The sequence below is a fragment of the Microscilla marina ATCC 23134 genome (genome assembly GCF_000169175.1).
Taxonomy (GTDB): Bacteria; Bacteroidota; Bacteroidia; order Cytophagales; family Microscillaceae; genus Microscilla; species Microscilla marina.
Window position 1 is genome coordinate 230,044 of sequence record NZ_AAWS01000002.1, and the last position, 20,813, is coordinate 250,856.

Consider the following 20,813-nt stretch of genomic DNA (forward strand, 5'->3'; position numbering starts at 1 on the left):
CAGCTATGGACTATCGACTAAATACTATGGACCATTGTTTAAACAATGACTTCTTTGATCAATTGATCAAAAACTGATTGTTGATTTAAAAAATAAATTTCAATAGGTATATAATAAAAAGGCAAATCGCCCAATATATGCTCGAAAGCTTTTGCCCCCAATTTTACAAAATCTTTTTCGGTAGTCAATAAAATAGTGTCATGGCTACTTACGGACTCAAATGCTTTTTTGACTCGCTCGGCATCGGCTTTAGTATAATTTTGATGGTCACGAAACCGAATATGACTGGCAAGGTTAAAGTGCTGGCTTACATACTGCTCCAGCAAGTCGCCCTGAGCAATGCCACTTACCAATACGGCATTTTTGGGTAGGCTGTCGCCTAAAGGTGGACTGGCAAATATGGGTTGGGGTGTTTGATAACGAATGCCTGTAAAAAACACCGCAACATTGGGTGTTGTGTATTTTTTTATATTTGCCCTGATCTCTACTTGTTTGGCTGCTGCCAAACTGTCGGGGCATTTGCTCACAATGACTACATCGGCTCTTTTGGCGCCTCTGCGTCGTTCGCGCAGCCTGCCCGCCGGAAAGGGATGGTCCATATAAAATAAGCGCTGGTAATCGGTCAGCAAAATATTGAACGAAGGCGTCACTGCCCGGTGCTGGTAGGCATCATCGAGCAATATTACTTGTACTTCGGGGTGTTCGGTTAAAATATATGGAATGGCCAATGCCCTTTCTTCTCCCACACTTACTACCGCCTGGGTTCCATATTTTTTGTAAAACTGCATAGGTTCATCGCCTATAGTAGTAGCCGTGGCTTGTTCATCTGCCAAAATAAACCCCTTTGAATCTCTGCCGTAGCCCCGGCTTAGGGTGGCTACCTGGTAGTGCTTGCCCAGCAAACGAATGAGGTATTCTACGTGGGGGGTTTTGCCAGTGCCCCCTACGGTAAGGTTGCCTACATTGATCACGTTGGTGTCAAACTTAATGGCGGGACGTTGCCCTATGTTGTAGAGGTGATTCCGAAAGTCGGTGATCAATCCATACAATAAAGTAAAAGGATACAGCAGGATTTGGGTAAAGTTCATAAAGCAAAAATAGGCAATATCAATAGTTATACTTTGAACCACACGAGTTAACCAAAAAAACTGATGTTGACTGTTGACAATCCTCCGGGTACAAGTTCGAGGCATTGAGCCGAACTCGATGCGGAGGCATAATGGTTAACACTTCGATCATTGTTTACATAGTTGCTCTCTTATTCATATTCAAGAAGAGGCAAATACAGACTATCAGTCACAGATTTTGGTTGTATACCAAACATCTAAAACTTGGCAGTGTCTGGAAATAAGGGCACAAAGATAGAGAATATTTGGGTTTTGTTATACAATCTCATTTATTTGAAACAGCAATAATTTGATACCATCGCTTTTTGAGAAGATAAACAATGACAATTTATACCGTAGAAAACATTCAGGTTGACTGGGAGGACTTATTAGAGAGGTTGAAACACCATCCATCGACACAGGATTTTGAGCATTTCAAGCAAGTGGTGTCGGCTTACTGGGTTGATCAAGACAAGGGGGAAGTGCTTAAAGCTTCTTTTGTACAAATATATGAGCAGATCACCAGCTACTGCGAGGCAACTCAGGAGTTTTTGCTGAGTATTATGTTTGATTTTACCATTACCAACCTTATTGTCGATATATTGCCTCAGGTGTTTGACCAGTTGTTGGCGCAGGAATGCTCTCTGGAGCATGAGTTTTTGGTTGTGCGTTATTTTATTGCCTATCGATGCGAAGGAATCGGTATATGGTTGTCGGTAGAAGACTTTAGAGGGTTGATGGAACGCTACCCCAGCGAACAGATGCAGGCGCATATATTGACCCATGTGGGCGACCTTTATGGGTATAATACATACGTGACGCCTGAAAACCGACAGGCTGCTATTGACCTTTGTTATGAGTATGTACAACACCCTAACCAACGTTTGGCGTATATTGCCTCAATAGGGTTGATGAGGTCGTTGAATTTTGAGACAGCAGACGATATTATTTGTAAGGTGGTAAACGCTTTTGTTGAGCCTTCGCCTTATATGAACTTTTACAGAGATACTTACCTGGTTTACAGGCGGGTACGCAAAGAGTTTTTGTTTAGCGATATTACCGAACGTGGCAGTAAACAAAGCGAAAAACATGCAACACCTGCCGATATTTTATTTTTGACCAATCATGTGTCACTCTTTAGGCAAACGGGCAAAAAACAGTTTACCCTGGTGGTACCCTTGTTGTTGAGTCATTTACAGCCCCAAAATCATAACTCTTTTATTATTCAAGCCATTATGTTGATGGTGTTTGGCGACAATACCATTCAAAATTACCGAAATTTTAACAAGGTGCAGCAGCAAGTACTGGAAACTTTGGTAGAAAAACAGTGGTTGCGGGAAGACAAGATTACGGGAGAGTTGTTGGAAGCGCACGCAATTCCTCAAAACTTCATTGATTTGCAGGTGTTGCTCAACCGCCAAAGTGATCGTAAGGCATTGCCTGACTTTGACAAACTGTATGAGGTAGACTGGAAAAACACTACCCATGCCTATGGCGAAGCAACCGATGTGCCTTTGCAAATTATGAAGTTGTGCTCTGAAGATAACGAAACCCGTGAAGAAGCCTGGTGGCAGTTATGGGGCAACTTGTTTCATCAGGGGTCACGCTATCCGGCATCGGTTTTGGCGGTACCCTATTTCATTGATTTGCTCAAGTACGAGCAGGTGGCCGACAAGGAGAAGATTATGCAGTATTTGCTGGGGCTTACTTTGGGTTACCCCGAATACTATATTCACACCTCGCTCAACTATGAACGCGATATTCTCAATTTTGAGAGCGAAGACGAGGCGTTGATGGCTGAGCTCTACCATGGGGTGGCAGAGGGCATACCAGTATACCTCCACTTTTTGGAAGGGGGAACAATGGAAGAGAAACAAGCGGCTATATTTTTACTGGCTTGGTTTTACCCTTTTCAGAAAAAAATAGTACCTGCCCTTAAGTACTTTATCGAAGAGGAAGAAAATGAAATGGTACAGGCAAACATATTACTGGCATTGAGTTACCTTACCAGCCCTACACCTGCCAACAATCACGCAGACTTTTTTAGGCAGTGGTACCAGCAGGCACAAAGCCAGTGGACAAAACTGGCGGCTACTATAGCCCTGTATCGTTTAGACGAGCCTCAATACCGCCAGGAAGTGCTCAATGAACTATTGCAGCAATTGGGCAGGTCGGTGGCAGAAGAACAACAGCAAGCCGAAGAAACCATTGCCCAGACCAACTTGCCGTGGGTAGACGAGTTTGGCAATATGGAGAGTTTTATCTCTGGTTTTTTTGATGAGTTAAACGAGCAACAAACCAGTCATGTAAACCAGGTATTGCTCGAAAAAATAAGAACTGTATCCATGTTTGAGTCGTTGGCACTCAATAATATCTTGTTTAGGCTTAACTTTGAGTATGCAGGCAAGCGCCCGGTGGCTTTTGACCAGTTGACCAAAAAACAAGTAGGCATTTTGCAAGAGTTGCTTGCGATTGAGCAAATATGGAAAGTGGGTAATTTTATCAGCTTACTCAGCGACTATGGTTTGCCACAAGGACGACAAGAGATGCGTACTTTTTTGAAGGCGGGAGGTCTTTGAAGTTAATTACGAACCGACCAGAGGGAGCTCTGCCTTGGCTAATTACGAATGGGCGCGAGGCGAAGCTTTTTAATTATGAATGGTTCAATTACGAACCGACCGCAGGGAGCTCTGCTTTAGCTAATTACGAATGGATCAATTACGAACCGACCAGAGGGAGCTCTGCCTTGGCTAATTACGAATGGGCGCGAGGCGAAGCTTTTTAATTATGAATTGTTTAATTACGAACCGACCGTAGGTAGCTCTGCGTAAGCTAATGGGCGCGAGGCGAAGCTTTTTAATTATGAATTGTTTAATTACGAACCGACCGTAGGTAGCTCTGCGTAAGCTAATTATGAATGGCTTCGCCCAATTCGTAATTCGTAACTCTCAAATTGCGAATACCCCCACTTTTTTGTGAAAACTCCATTTTTTTATCAACTATCGAAATACTTTGTCGTTGTCATGCATATAATTGTGGTCTTACTTAAACTGATAAAACATGCACGCCATTACCCGCCTATTAGTTCATGCAGGCTTGATAGAAATGAATGAAAAAAAACTGAAACGCTGGGCAAAAAAACGCAAAATATCTTCCATTATATATGCACTCAAACACGCCCATTACACCCATCGAACTTATGCCGCTACTTTGCTGGGAAAATTTGAACAACCTAAAGTAATACAGGCTTTGGTAGATGCCATAGATGATACAATGAGTTATGTGTCCTTAGAGGCAATCGCTGCATTAGAAAAAATGGATGTTTCGGCCACACAGCAAGCCTACATTGCAGAGAAAAAACGGTATTGGGAGGCAGTATTGCCTCAGGTGACAGCCATGAGGGCAAACATTCAAGGAGGCATTGCTGGGTTTTATAAAAGCAATATTCCTTCGCCCGATAGTTTCATCAATAATGATAACTCGGGGTGTTATGGTGTTTAAAAACAAAGGTATGATAAACAGGTATAATAGCTTTTTAGAAAAAAAAAGTGATCAATTATGGGCGAGCTATACAGGCGATTCGTTCGAGTTTTGGCGGGCTTACGAAAAGCTGGTGGCTAGATCAAAAAAAAATGTAGTGCCTACTACATTCGTGAAGAAACAAATGGCAAAGCTTGTTCAGCAGAGAGAGTATGCCAGAGAGGGAGTATGGATAATGGTATTGATATTGATCACTTCTAGTATTTTTTTCTTAGGCACTAGACTATCAGAATCAGACATTACGAAAAACAATGCCTTGCCCGTTTTGCAACAAAAAAACTACCCACCCCAAACAAAGGTGCTGGACTTGTCAGATGAGCCACATCGAATAATGCCTGCCCAAATCACCAAATTACCTGCCTTAATTACCCTCAAGCTGTCCCGAAACGGAATGTTTAACTTATCGCCGGAGATAGGGCAATTAAAGCAATTGCAGGTGTTTGAAGTAACAGATAATTTCTTGACTACTTTGCCTCAAAGCATAGGGCAGTTGAAAAAGTTAAAGTACCTGAACTTGTCTAAAAACAGCCTGACACATTTGCCAGAAACCATTGCCAGGCTTGAAAGTCTAGAGGTGTTGATTTTGAGCCACAATGAAATAACTACGATTCCTTACGAGATTAAATCGCTTAAAAAACTCAAAATATTGGATATATCGCATAACAAAATTACAAGGTTGCCAGAAACCATCAATGCGCTCGACAACCTCGAAACCCTTATTATAAGTCATAATCAATTAACCGAACTGCCCTTGTACCTGGACAGGCTCAAAAAACTAAAGGTACTCAAGTTTGCGCATAATAAGTTTATTGTTCTGCCTGCTACCATAGGGACATTGAAAAAGACAGTAGGGGTGTACCAATAGATGTATTTTGGTTGTAAGAGCTTGGAGGCAAACCTCCTGTGGTTAAATTTTCGGTCATAGGAGGTTTTAGATTAGATGTGGAGCTTTAGCGAGTTTATAAATTCTCCGAACCAAGTTCGGAGTTGTAAACCCAACTTGATTCGGAGCTCTGTTTCACCTTTGAAAATTAGCATTTAAACTAGTTTTGAAGGAATAGTAGCAGTACTTGAGCGAGGACAACGAATCATTGCATAACAATAATAAATCAAGAAAAAACGACCCTGAAGACGCTGAGTACTTATGGCCTACTCCGTATTTTTCACCTAATTCATCCATTAACTCGTCTGGTACAAGCCATTGCTCAAATAAGAAAAGAAACCGAAGAAGCGCTGGAAGAAAAGTACTTAGGAATGGTGTAAAAATAAAGTTCTATAGTAACGCCAAAATATTTTGTTGGCAGGAGAGGCAGGGCAATATCCAGTGGATGTTGAGCCAGCCCTGCGGGACGGCGTCATAGCAGCGCTACGGCAAGTTTTTTTAACGAATTCTGTCAGTGAAAGATGACGTTAAAAATGTAAATTTATTTTGGTACTATTCCTTAGCTCTTGCCGAAGCTTTGTATTAAGAAAAAAGAGAGCGTTTATCAATCCATATTTGCCACAAACCATTGTTGATTTTGAGTCACAATGAAATAACGGTCATTCCTTACAATATTCTTATCTATTCTATCTCGAAAACTTACAATGCTTGTACAGGAGTACCAATAATCCACAGGGTTTGTACGATAGTCAGGTTTTGATAAGTAAATTGTTCGAACAAGTTTTTGACTTCTTTGTAAAAAGAGAAATTAGTTACACGCCTTTGTATTCACTATTTTTATTTGATCACTAAAACATTTCTACCCAAAAAGCACATATCAACGGTGAGTGGTAGTTTTTATCTATAAGGTTTGAAGTGTTTATAGTGAAAAACAATGAATAAAATTACATGTAAATTACACGAAAAATCAAAACACTTCCTACCTTGCGAGCCAAATGACCGGTCTTTATTAACAAAATTTTAACAATTATTTTTTTAATAACCATTATCCAATGAAATACCTTAAAATAATTACAGCCTGCATGTTTATATCTTTTTTTGTTTCTTGTAAGCAAGAAAATGTGCAACCAGATCAAGCTGCAAAACCAGAATTAACTACTGAAAGTAGTGTAACTAATAAGAAAAACATAACGCTTAGGGCTAAGCGTGTAGGCGACTACACTGTTGCTTTCTGGGTAGAGGGTACTACCGATGCCAGTTACAATTACTTTAAGTGGACATTTGGAGATAATACGAGTATTACTACTAGTGCTCCTTATGTTGTTCATAAATACCCGAAAAGAAAAGGGTTTTACTATGCAAAAGTTACTGAAACGCATAGACTCAATGGCAATGTAGCCTCAGATGGTGCATTGATTGTTGTAGATAAGCTGGAACCTTAAAAAAACTTTTGCCCAACGGTTGATATAGCGCTAAATTTAGCCAGGGCAAGCGCATATAATTTGCAGACTACCTCAGTTTTGGGGTAGTCTTTTTTTGTGAGCCGTGTGGCTGTCTCGCTCCAAAGCCTTGAATAAGCTATGGTTTTTGAAATACCTGCAATGGCAGGCTGAGGAACTTACCTGAGTTAGAGGACTTGATTCTACAAAAAAGCCCTACTGGGTGACAGTAAGGCTTTTTTGTTTATGATCAGATCAATTAAACTACTGCTTAGGCGTATATTGTTGACGCAATGCGCGCCCCGCCATATTAAACGTTTGTACATACTGGTTGTTCTTTTGGTTGAGCTCTTGTATGATTTGGTTGGCACGCTTTACATCTTTGCGGGTGAGTTTTTTGCTGTTTTTGGTAAATGTGACCAATTCTGTGTATTCTTTAGAAGCAAATTTTTTACGATATCGGGCTATTTTTTCGGCGGCTTTTTTATAATCTGAGTTGCCATAAAAATCTTTGACTGCCTTAAGTTTGTTCAATGCTTCGCGTGCTGCAGCCAGGGTTTTTTTACGGTGACGTTCCATAACCCCCGCTTTTTTTGCTTCAAAGGCATCCATAAATCCTGCGTTGGCTTTTGACAGCTTAAAGTCTATGAGGTAAATAGAACGAGTATAGCGGTTTACCTGTCCCATCTTTTCAATAGCATCGTCTTTTCTTCCTTCGTTTACAATTTTGATATTGTTTTGCTTGGCAAAGTACTTAGAGGCTGCCTTGAAGCGTTTGTCGGCGCGGTCGAGTTTGGCTTCGGCATGGTCTTGAGCCTTGTAGTAGCGTTCCATTGCCAGGTAAGAGCTTTGGCTGTTTTTTTGGAGCGAGCTTGCTTCTTTAAACTCAATGGTATAAATATTTTTCATTTGCTGTAGCACAGCCAATGCTTCTTTGCGAAAGCGATCGTTGCCATTAAACGCCTTAAGCTCTTTTAAACGTGCCAAAGATTCGTCTATTTGGCTTACCACAGCACGTCGCTTGCGCTCAATGATCCGGTCGTTGTCGCTGTGTACCGACTTAGACACATACCCTACACTTTTGCTCATCACTTTACTTTGGGCACTCATGATAGCGTCCCAGTATTCGCCCGCATTGCTAAACTCCTGTGCTTTTACTTGGTGAGAAAAAAATCCCATGAAAATGGTGAAAAAAGCAGCTGAAAATAAATATAAAAAAGATGATTGTCTCATGACCACTAAATTTTGTTGAATGAATTGTTCTTGTTTAGAGTATTGCTTAAAGCGTGTCTTCAGAGTTAAAAATTACTTTTTTAACCCAGGTTATGATATTTAAACATACTCTTAGACTGACAATACTCCGCAGTGATTTTAGTCTAAGTTGTTTACTGGTTATCAGTTATTTATGAATTTAAAAACTACTTAATTGGGTGTTTAGACGCAAAACCGAAACACTTTTAAAAATAAAGTGAGTACGCAATCTTAAAATACTGGTTTACAGTATTTAACAAGGTGAACATTTACTCGAATCAGCTATGGACTATCGACTAAATACTATGGACTATTGACTGATAAATATGCACAATAATGCAGATAAATAAAAATTTGTGAGCTGCACTCTAGCCACTATAGAAAGTTCGTTTATATTTGTAGTGAAAAATATCAATTGCAAACTACTTACATTATATGCATTTTATCCCCCGAAAAATATACAACGAAGAACATGAGTTATTTCGCCAGTCATTGGCAGATTTTGTAGCCCAGGAGATTACCCCTCACAATGCCCAATGGGAAAAAGACCACATGGTTTCGCGTGAATCGTGGCTAAAGCTAGGTGAAAATGGCTTTTTGGGCATGCAAGTACCCGAAGCTTATGGAGGTTTGGGGATTGAAGACTTTCGTTACAATGCTATTTTTACTGAAGTAATCGCTCAGTCGGGTTGTGCAGGACCAGCAGTAGGTTACCCATTGCACAACGATATTGTACTACCTTATATACTGGAGTATGGTTCAGAGGAAACAAAGCAAAAATACTTGCCCAAAACTGTGTCGGGCGAAAGTATTTTAGCCATAGCGATGACCGAGCCAGGCGCAGGCAGCGACTTGCAGAGCATGCGCGCTACTGCCGAAGACAAAGGAGATCATTACTTGGTCAATGGCTCTAAAACTTTTATTACCAATGGTTACCTTGCCGACCTGGTAGTAGTGGCGGTAAAAACTGATCCTGCCCAAGGTGCCAAAGGAACCTCACTATTGTTGATGGAAGCCGCCGCTGAAGGCTTTAGCAAAGGCAAGCCTTTTGAAAAGGTGGGTTTACACGCTCAAGATACTTGTGAATTGTTTTTTGACAATGTAAAAGTACCTAAAGAAAACTTACTGGGCGAAGAAGGTAAAGGTTTTGGCTACTTGATGAACAAACTGGCACAAGAGCGTTTGGTAGTGGGATTAGGGGCTATAGGTGCCGCTGAAAAAGCTTTGGAAACCACTATTCAATATACCAAAGAACGCAAGGCTTTTGGCAAGTCAGTGGCGCAGTTTCAGAACACCAAATACAAAATGGCAGAACTTGCTACTGAGGTACAGATAGGGCGGGTTTTTGCCGATTATTGTACCGAGCTCCACGATGAAGGCAAACTAGATGGCGCCACTGCCTCGATGGTGAAGTATTGGCTGACCGATTTGCAGTGCAAAGTAGCCGATGAGTGTGTACAGTTGCACGGGGGCTATGGCTATATTTGGGATTACCAGATTGCCCGCTCTTATGCCGATGCGCGCGTACAGCGTATTTATGCGGGCACTAATGAAATTATGAAAGAGTTGATTTCAAGAAAGATATTTAGTTAGCAGCTTTGGCAGGGGGCAAGCTTTAAGCGACAAGTCGCAAGTCCTTAGATGCCGATGAATAGCCGTGCTATTCCCTACTCCATAGGGAGCTATCAAGTTTGTAAGGTGTTTACAACTTTGATAGCTAGCAAATGTGTAATGTAGACCACTTGGTCATAACTAGATATTTATATAAGCAAGTCATCTCGACTTGAAACTCAAAGGTTTTAGTCTGCCATTGGCCAGACTAAAACCTTTTTTTGGTAGGCGAGCACTCATAATGCCTATATTTCAAGGCTTGCCGCTGTTTCATCATTTCTACAAGGCAAACCGCACACTGCAAATCTTGGGTAGGTAGTGGTTCAAGGCTTGCCACGACTCTCCGGCATCTTCTGATAAAAATAAGTTGCCTGTAGTAGTGCCAAACGCCATAGTATTTTGATGGCGTGCCAACGAGTGGCGCAAGACAATATCAAAACAATGTGCCTGGGGCAAACCCTCCCGAAAGTCTGTCCAGGTTTTGCCTCCATCTTCGGTATAATACACTGCCAGTGCCCCATCTACTGCCACCCGGCGGTCATCGCTGGTAGCCGGAATTACCCAGGCTCGGTCAGGGTTGTCATCATCTATGGCTATAGTAAACCCATACTTGGTAATACCTGTAGGGTCGGTTACATCTTGCCAGCTTTGGGCACCATTGGTAGACCTAAAAATGCCACAGTGATTTTGTTGCCACAATACTTCTGGGTGATGCGTACATTGCAACATCAGGTGTGGGTCGTGCCCTACAGCAGCGGTTGGGTTAGGCAAAAAATCGGCTTTTAAACCTTCGTTGCGCACCAACCAGGTTTTACCCCCATCGGCTGTTTCAAAAACCCCTGCACAGCTAATGCCCACCCATATTCGTTGGGAGTTGCTCGAATCTACCACTATAGAATGAATGCCTGGGTGGTTTCGACCGCCGCCAAACCAATGGTCAGGGCGAGATGGCTCATACCAGAGGGCTTCGTTGAGCACGAAACTTTGTCCGTTGTCGCTGCTTTTGAATAAGCCGCCGGGCTCGGTACCTGCCCATAGCACTCCGGGGGCTTGCCCCATTTCTAGGTGCCAAACGTACTTGAGGGTAGCGGGTTTGCCCGGTTTTATTTCGGCATGGGTGGGGTATTTGGGGGCGGGTATTTCTGCCCAGGTAGCGCCTTCATCGGGTGAATAATGCAACTTGGTTCCCCAGTGTTTGTGCGCCAGACATACCCACCAATATCCGTTTTGGGGGGCTTGCCTTGCCACCGATACCGACATGCCTACAAAGTGCATATGATCAAATATCCATTTGCCTTGGGTATTTTTTTTATACACTGCCAATCCTTTGCTGGTGGCAATGAGTAGTGTTTTTTTGTTCATGGGTTTTATGGTTTTATGGTTTTATGGTTTTATGGTTTTATGGTTTTATGGTTTTATGGTTTTATGGTTTTATGGTTTTATGGTTTTATGGTTTTATGGTTTTATGGTTTTATGGTTTTATGGTTTTCATGTTGCTTGACGCAACATTCAAGACAAAGTCATTAGTGATAAACTGGTAGCTGACAATTTACCTGTCTAGTTTATCATTCGTATACTTAATGAGGCTATTGATCAAATAAGGTAAATCTTTTAATTGAGTGTATATGTGTGCGTATTGTTGTTGGGTGACTAACTTCCTTACTTTTGCCTTTTCGCACCAATCCAAGCATTCATACAAAGAACCTCTGGCGTATAAATAAAATTTTATTTTATCCTTCTTATGATACCTTCCAAAACCCTCAGCAATGTTTGCCGAAATGCTATCGATTGCTCTTACAAATTGTTTTCCTACTGTATCTTTGGCAAAATAGTCCCAATGCGCAACCAGCTCCCACACGTCGTTACTCAATTGAAAAGCCTTTTTGTAAGCTTCTACATCGTTTAGAGTTAAATATTTTTTCGCCATTATTTTGATAGTTTATGTTATGGTTTTCATGTTGCTTGATACAACATTCAAGACAAAGTCATTAGTGATAAACTCGTAGCTGATAATTTACCTGTCTAGTTTAGACTATTAATCAAGTAAGGTAAATTTTTTAATTTGGTGTGCATACTGTTGGCATTGTTGTATATTGATATAATAGTGTTTCACTGTTTTTGATATGGGCGTCGCTTCGCGAACCATCAAACAACAGAGCCATCAAACAATTACCTCCCTACTTCACCTTAAATTGATGCGTTGGTGTTAGCCACACGCCGTTACTGGTTTTAAACATAGTTTTGACCGTACAAGTAGGGTATTTACCCTCAGGGCGTGATTGGTCGGTACGTTTTAAGATAAATTTCATGGGGTGGTTTTTGGTCTTTTTCTTCAAAAATACTTGCGTAGCCTTGTGAGGGCTTACCTCCCAGCGTCCGTCTGGGTTGTCCCATTGTAGGTAAAAATGAAGGTCTTGTGAAGTGAAATTATTCATGTGGAAACTAACCTCATAGCCTTCGGGGGTTTTCTTGAGTTGGCTAAAGTGGGCAAACTTTGGTTTGAATAAGTAATAATACAGCAAAAAGTTTTCGTTGTCGCGTGGGTATACCATTTTGGGTGGCAGTATGCTGCCTGCTTTGATAATGGCATAGCTAAATTTTTGATCGCGAACAGTGGCCAGTAAAAAGTGAGGAAAAGTACCACTGCGCAACTCGTGAGTGCCCGATTTTCCGGTAGCGTTGGTCATCACATATTGTATGCCGTCGCGTTCTGTGTATTCGTAATGATGACGATGCCCATAAAACACGTTTTTTACTTTATGTTTTACAAACAATGAGTGCAATTGCTCGTGGTTTTTCAAGGTATAAACGGGGTGGTGAAAAAACACCATTCGGTGGGCTTTATTCTGGGCTTTTTTGAGGTCTTTTTCCAACCATTTTATTTGTGCTTCGCCTATTTGCGCTTCTTTACCGTCGTTGCTGTTGAGTATGGTAAAGTGGGTGTTTTTGTAGTCAAACGAATAGTTGGTTTTGCCCCAATACTGTTTGTAATAGGGCAAAGGATTTCCTTTTTTGTCCAACACATCGTGGTTGCCGGGTACAGGGTAATAAGGCGTGTTGCCCAAGGGCAGTAGTTGGTCTTTAAACCTTGCCCATTGTTTCATAGTAGTGTCTTTGCCCTGGAGTTTACCTTTGATCAAGTCGCCTACTTGTATGACAAACGCGGGCGAGAGCTGGGCTACTTCGTTGATTATTTTGTTAAATAAGGCAGGGGTGTTAAACTGGCTGTCGCCCAATATCACAAAGCTAAACTCTGTTTGGGTAGTTTGCTGGGCAAATAAATTTCCCGAAAGGGTGATAAAAAAAGCCAGTGTTGCTATAAATCTTCTCAAATTCAACATTTTACAACAATATTTTATGTATTATGAGGGCTAAATTTAGAGTTTAATCTCTAGAATTCTTGTTGTTAAAATGTTAAAGAAGTAAGAAATATGTCGGACTATAATCTCACCGTTGAAGATTTGCACCTGATTAATACCCGCAAGGGATTAAAAGAGCTGCTGAAGCATAAACATATTGACTGGAAGAAAATCGTGGAAAAATTACGCTACGAGGATGAGTTGGTGCTGCTACAGGCAGAGTTAAATAAGCTACATAAATGGATTCAAACTGATAAAAGGCGTGTGGCTATTATTTTTGAAGGGCGCGATGCTGCCGGAAAAGGTGGCACCATCAAGCGATTTGCCCAACACTTAAGTCCGAGAGCCACCCGGGTAGTGGCTTTGCCCAAGCCTTCCGATGTAGAAAAAGGGCAGTGGTATTTTCAGCGGTATGTGAGTCATTTGCCCAATCCGGGTGAAATGGTGTTTTTTGACCGAAGCTGGTACAATCGTGCGGTGGTGGAGCCTGTGATGGGGTTTTGTACCAAGCAACAGTACGATCAGTTTATGCATCAGGTACCTGAGTTTGAGCATATGTTGTATGAAGATGATCTGGTGTTGATCAAGTTTTGGTTTGCCATATCGAAAGAAGAACAACAGAAGCGGTTTAAAGAACGAAAGGTAAACCCGCTTAAGCAGTGGAAACTAAGCCCGGTAGACCAAAAAGCCCAGGGTATGTGGGACAAATACACCGTGTATAAAGAAAATATGTTTAGCCATTCGCATACTTCGTATAGCCCCTGGATCATAGTAGAAGCCAATAATAAGCGTCAGGCAAGGTTAGAATCTATTCGTTATGTCTTGGCGCATTTCGATTATGAGGGTAAAAGTGATGCCAAGGTGTCGTTGCACCCCGACCCTAACGTAGTGATGCGTTATCACCGACATTCAGACCATTCAGATTGATTATAGTAAGCTATAAGTAACAAGCTTATTAGGCACGCACAAGCTTCAAGCTGTCCCTTGCTTTACAAGGTTTCACGTTTGTATATCACGTTGATTTTTAGTGATGTATGAAAGCCTTTGTAGAGGCAAGTTTTAAGCTATAAGTAGTAAGCTTCAAGCGACAAGTGCCCTCAGTTGACAATGATATATAGCACTTCACCATACGGCATAGCAACTTGCCTAATAACCCCATGAATGCCAAATAGTATTTTGGATATTTGAAGTATACAAGTTGAAAATACTGATAATAACCAAACTATATAACTATGAAAAATCATCCTAAAGGGTTGTTTATCCTGTTTTTTACCGAAATGTGGGAGCGCTTTAGTTACTATGGGCTCAAAGCTTTGTTAGTGCTGTTTTTGGTGTCTAAGACCAAAGGTGGCTATGGTTGGGGCGAGGCAGAAGCTTTGAGTTTGTTAGGGCTTTTTACTGGCATGGTATACATCATGTCTATTCCAGGTGGCATCATTTCCGATCGTTGGCTGGGTCCCAAGCGTTCAGTAATGATAGGGGGAGCATTATTGTGCGTAGGGCATTTTATGATGGCTTTTCCTGACCCTACATTATTTTATGTAGCCCTTTGTTTTATTGTAGCGGGCATAGGCATGCTCAAGCCCAATATATCTACTATGGTAGGCGAACTGTATACCGAACAAAAGCGTCGGGATGCAGGATTTATCATTTTTTATATGGGCATCAACCTGGGGTCGTTTCTCGCCACCCTTTCTATAGGTTTTGTGGGCGAAACCTATGGTTGGCACTATGGGTTTAGCCTTGCTGGGTTTGGCATGGTGTTGGGGCAAATAGTGTTTATATGGGGGCAACGCTACCTTAAGCATGTGGGCAACAACCTAAAACAACGCCAGGAGGCACCCAAAGAACGCCTCAAACTATCGGGTACCGATATCAATCGTTTGGTTGTGTTGGGCATATTGTTTTTGGTCATTTTTGTGTTTTGGATGTCGTTTGAACAAGCCGGAGGGCTGATGAATCTGTACGCCAAGAAATACACGAATCGGGTGGTGTTTGGTTGGGAGGTGCCCGCCAGCATGTTTCAGAGCATCAACGCGGGGTATATACTATTGTTTGGTGGGGTAGTGGCCGCTTTTTGGGCAGTCCGTAAAACATCGGCTATAGCCAAAATGGGGATAGGCACTATACTGGTAGGTGTTGGTTTTTTGTTTATGGTGGGAGCATCTATGCAACGTGCCAGTGCTGGTCAATCGGCACTTTACTGGTTGTTTTTTGCTTATTGGTTCCATACCATTGGCGAGCTGTGTATTTCGCCAGTGGCGCTGTCTTACATTTCTAAAATAGCCCCCAAAGCCCTGGTAGGCTCTATGATGGGTGCCTATTTTGCTGCCACTGGTTTTGCCAATATTGCTGCTGCGGAGGTAGGCAAACTTGCGGGCAAACTGGGCGAGTTGAATATTTTTTCGGGTTTGGTCATTGTGTCGGTGCTTACGGGTAGTTTGTTGTTGGTTTTCGCCCAAAGGCTCAAGAAAATGACCAGAGAAGACGAGCTCGAAGAAGGCATAAAAGAGGACAGAAAAGAAGCAAAAGATGCAGTGAAAGTTACTTAGTACATTTATTTTTGCTGTACTGTTGTCTACACAAGTACACACACAGAGCACAAAAAACGGCTACATATAGCCGTTTTTTGTGCTTTAGAGTCCATCAGGCATTGCCTTTATAATACAATTTGTTCGTCCCAATGCAGTACTTGTGCGACGACTGCTATCTTTTGTTTGTGGAGACAACTATTGGCTTGATTTCTCTTCTATTTTGCCACAAAAATGTAAACATTTGCTTTGGTATTCAAAATAGTGTAATAATGGAACATTATACAGGAACTTTCAAGCGGGTTTTTCTACTATCTTACCATTGAATTAGATTTTTACTATATTTTATGCAAGCAAAAATCTGTGAATTTTAATATATTGCAAAGGATCATTCACCTGTGTATTGACAGGAATTATAAAAATCCAGCTTAAAAGAATTGAGTCAATGTTAACAACTACAAAGGAAGCAACAGCAAAACTAAAAACAAGCAAACCCCGCCTATCATTTTGGCAAATCTGGAACATGAGTTTTGGCTTTTTAGGCATTCAGTTTGGTTTTGCCCTACAAGGAGGCTTTATGTCCCGTATTTTTCAAACTTTGGGAGCCGACAAAGAAGCCATTCCTATGTTATGGATTGCCGCACCGCTCACTGGTTTATTGGTGCAGCCCATCATTGGTTACCTCAGCGACCACACCTGGCATCCCAGGTGGGGGCGCCGCCGTCCTTACTTTTTTATTGGCGCAGTGTTGAGTTCTATTGCTTTGTTTTTTGTTCCTCACTCAAGCGCGTTATGGATGGCAGTTGGGTTTCTCTGGATTTTAGACGCCTCCATCAATATCTCTATGGAACCATTTCGGGCATTGGTTGCCGACAAACTACCCGAATCACAACGTTCTTATGGGTTTATTACCCAAACCCTGATCATAGGCATAGGTACCTGGGTGGCAAGCAATCTGCCTTGGATGGTGTCGCAGTTGGGCGTAAGTAATGAGACTACCGCCAGTGGGGGCATTCCTATGTCGGTGCAAGTGGCTTTTGCCATTGGTGCTTTTGTGTTTTTAACAAGTGTATTGTATACCATTTTTACCACCACCGAATACCCCCCCGAAGACCTGGAAGAGTTTGAGCGCCAAAAACAGCAGAAAAAGCGTTTTGTTGCCGATATTCTCGACAACATCAAAACTATACCCCCTACCATGCAAAAGCTGGGATTGATTCAGTTTTTTTCCTGGTTTGCCTTTTTTACCATGTGGAGTATGGCTAACCCCGCCTTGACCGAGCACGTTTTCCAGACCCCTATGCCAGTAAAAAGTGCCTACGATATGGCTTCCCCTGCTGCTGCCAAGGCGTTTAAAGTGGCCAGTACAGCATTCCAAAAATCATCAAATCAAGTAGGGAGTTACATGGGCATTTATGGGCTTTCTTCTATGGTTTTTGCTTTGTTGCTCACCTTTTATACTGCCCACAGGCGAATCAATCGGAAACTTGTGCACATGGGGTCGCTCATTGCCGGAGGCATCGGTTTTATCTCTATGTATTTTGTGCCTTCGCCCCAGTGGCTTATCCTTTCGTTTACCCTGGTTGGTTTTGCTTGGGGGAGCATTCTCTCTATGCCCTATGCCATGTTGTCGAGTTCGGTAGACCCTAAAAAGATGGGGGTAATTATGGGGATTTTCAATATGTTTATCGTAATTCCTCAAATCGTTGCTGCACTTGGTGGGGTCAATATTGCCTACAAACTATTGGGTAACCAAACCATTCACGCGATGATAGTGGCAGGGATCAGTTTGGTCATTGCGGGTTTGTGCAATCTGTTGATTACCAACAAAAATGCGATTACCTATCAGCCCAATGAAGTGGTAACATCAACGAAGTAAGTATAATAGAGTTTTTAGCGGGGCAAGTACCAAGGCAGAATTAAACATGCCTAATGAATAGGTGTAACTACTTTATGATGAGCAAGTTACTCTTACTTGTAGCTTATTACTTGCTGCTACTTATATGCCTTTAAGCATACGGCAAGGATGTGTCATGCCTTTTGAGGTGGTGTGTGAGTAGTTATCTCAGGAAGAATCAATAGAGGTTTTTAGGAGGGCTAAGTGTGGCTTTCATGCCTTATCTACTTTCAAGATATTGAGGGGCAAAACTCCCACTTTACTTTTAATTGTTTTTACATCTTTCATTGTTTTCATGTCACTACAGTTTATAAACCAATTGATCATTATCAATATTTTTTTGTTGGTGTACAAATCATTGAATAACTGGAGTATTTGAAGCAACGCAGCATAGGATGAAGAGTGATATTGGAGAAACTGTAAATTTACTGATATTGGTTTGTGGCTTACTTGTATGTATGCTTCGAGCCAATCTTTTACTTGTTGATAAAAAGCAGTAATGTGTTCACTGTCTTCTCCATAAATTTCGAAGAGGTTTGTATGTCTATTGAATAAAATATAGCTTTTTCCCTCTTTGTCTTTCATTCTTAAATCGTCCATAAGTATTTCTAAATAAAATAGTGTAATTGTGTGTTCAGTGTAAATACTTTAAAAAGGAAAGAATAGGTGGAAAGAATCGTTCAACGTTTGATTCTGTTCGATAAAAGAATGAAAACCCTTCTTTTTTGTCATATTCAATCCAAAACTGATTTTTTAGATTCTCTATAAATTTACTTTCCCGAAAGTTTGCCTGCTTTGTAGCAAGGGTGTATACTTATACCATGTCAAAGTTTACAAATAAAGTAATATGGATTACGGGGGCTTCTTCAGGCATTGGAGAAGCCCTGGCTTATCATTTTGCCGCACAAAATGCCCGGCTTGTACTATCGGCACGCCGCCAAACTGAGCTCGAACGAGTAAAAAAACAATGTGGTGCTGCTGCCGATGTATTGGTATTGCCCCTTGACCTTGCCCAAAGCAACACTTTTGCCGATAAAGTAGCCGAAGTGGTTCAAAAATTTGGGCAAATAGATTACCTCATCAATAACGGTGGCATCAGTCAGCGGAGCCTTATCAAAGAGACACTCGCCGAGGTAGATCGCCAGATTATGGAAGTCAATTACTTTGGAAACATCTTGCTTACCAAGGCGGTGTTGCCTCACATGGTTGCTCAAAAACAAGGACATGTGACCATTATCAGTAGCGTTGCCGGAAAACTCGCCGCTCCTTTGCGTTCTACCTATTCAGCGTCCAAGGCTGCCGTTATTTCTTTTTTCGAAACCGTCAGGGCAGAATACCACCACAACGTAGAGGTGTTGGTGGTGTGTCCTGGGTATATCCAAACCAACGTATCGGTCAATGCCCTTACCGGAGATGGCTCTGCCCAGAATACAATGGACAGCACCACTGGCAGCGGTATTTTGCCCGAACGTTGCGCAGCCCTTATTGCCAGCGCCATTCGCAAGCGCAAGCAGCAGGTCATTATCAGTGGGGCAAGAGAAAAACTGGGAATCATTGTCAAGAAATTTTTCCCTCGTTTGTTTGCCCACATGGTGCGCAAGGCTAAAGTAGCGTAGTACTCTAGCTTCTAAGTAGGTAAATGTTGGGCTGTTTTTAAATACTGAAATTTGGGCTTTGACTGAAAACTAAAGATGAATAACCAAAGCCTGTACACGTCCACTTCCGATTTAAAAAATACTGATTAACTTTGCCCATAAATTGCTTGTGTTGCAAATAATAGAGATATGTTACATCAATTAATACAAGCTGATATTCAGCTATTTACTTTTTTAAACGGATTCCACTCTCCTTTCTGGGACCAAGTGATGTGGTGGATAAGTGCCCGTACCCCCTGGATTCCGTTCTACGTGTTTTTGGTCGTGGCAATGGTCATGCGTTTGCGTTGGAAAAAAGGCTTGTTGGCGGTAGTATCTATAGTATTGGTGGTCATCATTGCCGATCGTTTTACTTCTGGTTTTATGAAACCCCACTTCAAACGCCCACGTCCCTCGCACGAACAAAAACTAAGGGCAACCACCCACGTAGTAAAAGACGCCAATGGGCACGAATATCGGGGAGGGGCTTATGGGTTTGCTTCGTCGCATTCAGCCAATGCTTTTGGCATGGCAATGTTTATGTTTTTGTTGTTTCGGGGGCACTGGCGCTGGATGTTTGCCTGGGCGTTTGTAGTAGCCTATAGCCGCATTTATTTGGGGGTGCACTACCCCGGCGATATTTTAGTAGGTGGTTTGGTGGGCTGTTTGGCTGCCTGGTTCATGTACCAGGTGTACAAAAGGTTGGCTGGGGTAATGGTAAAGGAGTAGTTGGGAGCAACAAGGTATAAGCTACAAGTATTTAGGTGCCGATGTATATCGTTGCTGCAATAATGGTTTTAAGAAAATCTCTCTCTGTTGAAAAATTGAACCATCAAAAACTCAGCAACTCTTTAAATTTATTGGCTTGCCTTCGCGAAATCTCTATTTCTTCTCCCGTTTTGAGCATTACCTTCAGGTTGCCACTAAACCAGGGAATAATTTTGTCAATCCATTGTAAATTGATGATATGCTGACGGTTAGCCCTGAAAAAAACGTGAGGATCGAGTCGTTGTTCCATATAATTGAGTGAGCGGGCAATGAGGGGTTGGTGGTCTTCGAAAAAGATACGGGTGTGGTTGCCTTCTATCTCAAACAATCGCACCTTTTTTAATTGAATAAACCAACACTGTTCCCCATCTTTTACAAACACCTGATCGTGTTCGCTCAGTATTTCTTTGGCAGCAGATGGTAGTGGGGTGGTGGCACTTGCCAAAAGTTTTTCTATCGCAGTTTTGAGCCTCACAGGTTGCACAGGCTTAAGCAAATAGTCGAGGGCGTTGTATTCAAACGACTTCAGAGCATACTCGTCAAAGGCAGTGGTAAATATTACCTGTGGGGTAATGGTTAGCTCTTCCAAAAGTTCGAATCCGGTTTTGCCGGGCATTTCTATATCCAAAAAAATAAGGTCAGGCGAATGTTGCGCTATTTTTTCTGCGGCTTCCATTGCATTGGCTGCTTCGTCGAGTATTTCTATGGTAGGATGTACTTTGAGTAAAGTGCGGAGTTCCTGACGCGCCAGCCGCGAGTCGTCTATAATGATTGCTTTCATAAGGTGCAAATAT

General features: G+C 41.9%; 17 protein-coding genes. 10 read left to right on the plus strand and 7 right to left on the minus strand.

What is annotated here, in order from left to right; genetic code table 11:
* Window positions 1-38: 38 nt before the first annotated feature.
* The gene (gene lpxK, locus M23134_RS02225; protein WP_002693493.1) at window positions 39-1,088 is read right to left on the minus strand and encodes a tetraacyldisaccharide 4'-kinase; all 1,050 of its coding nucleotides are present in this window, start codon (window positions 1,086-1,088) and stop codon (window positions 39-41) included.
* A gap of 359 nt (window positions 1,089-1,447) precedes the next feature.
* On the opposite strand from lpxK, the gene M23134_RS02230 reads away from it, so the two are divergent.
* The 4 genes from M23134_RS02230 to M23134_RS02245 all read left to right on the plus strand — a co-directional run bounded on the left by M23134_RS02230 (window position 1,448) and on the right by M23134_RS02245 (window position 6,971).
* Window positions 1,448-3,685, plus strand: a complete 2,238-nt coding sequence (locus M23134_RS02230) for a HEAT repeat domain-containing protein (RefSeq protein ID WP_002693495.1) — start codon at window positions 1,448-1,450, stop codon at window positions 3,683-3,685.
* A gap of 481 nt (window positions 3,686-4,166) precedes the next feature.
* Window positions 4,167-4,607 carry a HEAT repeat domain-containing protein gene (locus M23134_RS02235; protein ID WP_002693497.1) on the plus strand — a complete coding sequence of 147 codons (441 nt, stop codon included), beginning with the start codon at window positions 4,167-4,169 and terminating at the stop codon, window positions 4,605-4,607.
* Window positions 4,608-4,617: 10 nt separating this feature from the next.
* Window positions 4,618-5,511, plus strand: a complete 894-nt coding sequence (locus M23134_RS02240) for a leucine-rich repeat domain-containing protein (RefSeq protein ID WP_157558296.1) — start codon at window positions 4,618-4,620, stop codon at window positions 5,509-5,511.
* Window positions 5,512-6,581: 1,070 nt separating this feature from the next.
* Window positions 6,582-6,971, plus strand: coding sequence for a PKD domain-containing protein (locus tag M23134_RS02245; RefSeq protein WP_002693500.1), 390 nt, complete (start codon window positions 6,582-6,584; stop codon window positions 6,969-6,971).
* A 261-nt stretch (window positions 6,972-7,232) separates the two neighbouring features.
* Here M23134_RS02245 and M23134_RS02250 read toward each other — a convergent pair whose 3' ends face one another.
* Window positions 7,233-8,147 (minus strand): LIC11966 family surface protein, encoded by a 915-nt coding sequence (locus M23134_RS02250; protein ID WP_157558297.1) that lies wholly within the window; start codon window positions 8,145-8,147, stop codon window positions 7,233-7,235.
* A 507-nt stretch (window positions 8,148-8,654) separates the two neighbouring features.
* On the opposite strand from M23134_RS02250, the gene M23134_RS02255 reads away from it, so the two are divergent.
* Entirely contained in the window at window positions 8,655-9,812 is a 1,158-nt protein-coding gene (locus M23134_RS02255; protein ID WP_002693502.1) for an acyl-CoA dehydrogenase family protein, read from the plus strand.
* 297 nt (window positions 9,813-10,109) lie between these two features.
* On the opposite strand, the gene M23134_RS02260 is transcribed toward M23134_RS02255, so the two are convergent.
* The 3 genes from M23134_RS02260 to M23134_RS02270 form a co-directional block, all read right to left on the minus strand.
* Entirely contained in the window at window positions 10,110-11,192 is a 1,083-nt protein-coding gene (locus M23134_RS02260; RefSeq protein ID WP_002693506.1) for a WD40/YVTN/BNR-like repeat-containing protein, read from the minus strand.
* Between the two features lie 187 nt (window positions 11,193-11,379).
* Window positions 11,380-11,757 carry a four helix bundle protein gene (locus tag M23134_RS02265; RefSeq protein ID WP_002693507.1) on the minus strand — a complete coding sequence of 126 codons (378 nt, stop codon included), beginning with the start codon at window positions 11,755-11,757 and terminating at the stop codon, window positions 11,380-11,382.
* Between the two features lie 250 nt (window positions 11,758-12,007).
* A complete protein-coding gene (locus M23134_RS02270) occupies window positions 12,008-13,162 on the minus strand; it encodes a metallophosphoesterase family protein (protein ID WP_157558298.1) in 1,155 nt (384 codons plus the stop codon).
* A 99-nt stretch (window positions 13,163-13,261) separates the two neighbouring features.
* On the opposite strand from M23134_RS02270, the gene ppk2 reads away from it, so the two are divergent.
* The 3 genes from ppk2 to M23134_RS02285 all read left to right on the plus strand — a co-directional run bounded on the left by ppk2 (window position 13,262) and on the right by M23134_RS02285 (window position 17,599).
* Entirely contained in the window at window positions 13,262-14,116 is an 855-nt protein-coding gene (gene ppk2, locus M23134_RS02275) for a polyphosphate kinase 2 (protein WP_002693511.1), read from the plus strand.
* A gap of 305 nt (window positions 14,117-14,421) precedes the next feature.
* Window positions 14,422-15,741: a peptide MFS transporter gene (locus M23134_RS02280; RefSeq protein WP_002693513.1), complete on the plus strand. Its 1,320-nt coding sequence runs from the start codon at window positions 14,422-14,424 to the stop codon at window positions 15,739-15,741.
* Window positions 15,742-16,165: 424 nt separating this feature from the next.
* On the plus strand, window positions 16,166-17,599 hold the full coding sequence (locus M23134_RS02285; RefSeq protein WP_002693515.1) for an MFS transporter: 1,434 nt from the start codon (window positions 16,166-16,168) through the stop codon (window positions 17,597-17,599).
* Between the two features lie 231 nt (window positions 17,600-17,830).
* On the opposite strand, the gene M23134_RS02290 is transcribed toward M23134_RS02285, so the two are convergent.
* Complete coding sequence (locus M23134_RS02290; RefSeq protein ID WP_002693517.1) at window positions 17,831-18,217, minus strand: DUF1987 domain-containing protein; 387 nt, start codon at window positions 18,215-18,217, stop codon at window positions 17,831-17,833.
* Window positions 18,218-18,438: 221 nt separating this feature from the next.
* Between M23134_RS02290 and M23134_RS02295 the strand changes: the two genes are divergently transcribed.
* Both M23134_RS02295 and M23134_RS02300 read left to right on the plus strand, forming a co-directional pair.
* On the plus strand, window positions 18,439-19,233 hold the full coding sequence (locus M23134_RS02295) for an SDR family oxidoreductase (RefSeq protein ID WP_002693519.1): 795 nt from the start codon (window positions 18,439-18,441) through the stop codon (window positions 19,231-19,233).
* A gap of 168 nt (window positions 19,234-19,401) precedes the next feature.
* Window positions 19,402-19,980: a phosphatase PAP2 family protein gene (locus tag M23134_RS02300; RefSeq protein WP_045112837.1), complete on the plus strand. Its 579-nt coding sequence runs from the start codon at window positions 19,402-19,404 to the stop codon at window positions 19,978-19,980.
* A 103-nt stretch (window positions 19,981-20,083) separates the two neighbouring features.
* Here the strand turns inward: M23134_RS02300 and M23134_RS02305 are convergent, their stop codons facing one another.
* Window positions 20,084-20,800, minus strand: a complete 717-nt coding sequence (locus tag M23134_RS02305; RefSeq protein WP_002693522.1) for a LytR/AlgR family response regulator transcription factor — start codon at window positions 20,798-20,800, stop codon at window positions 20,084-20,086.
* Window positions 20,801-20,813: the final 13 nt, after the last annotated feature.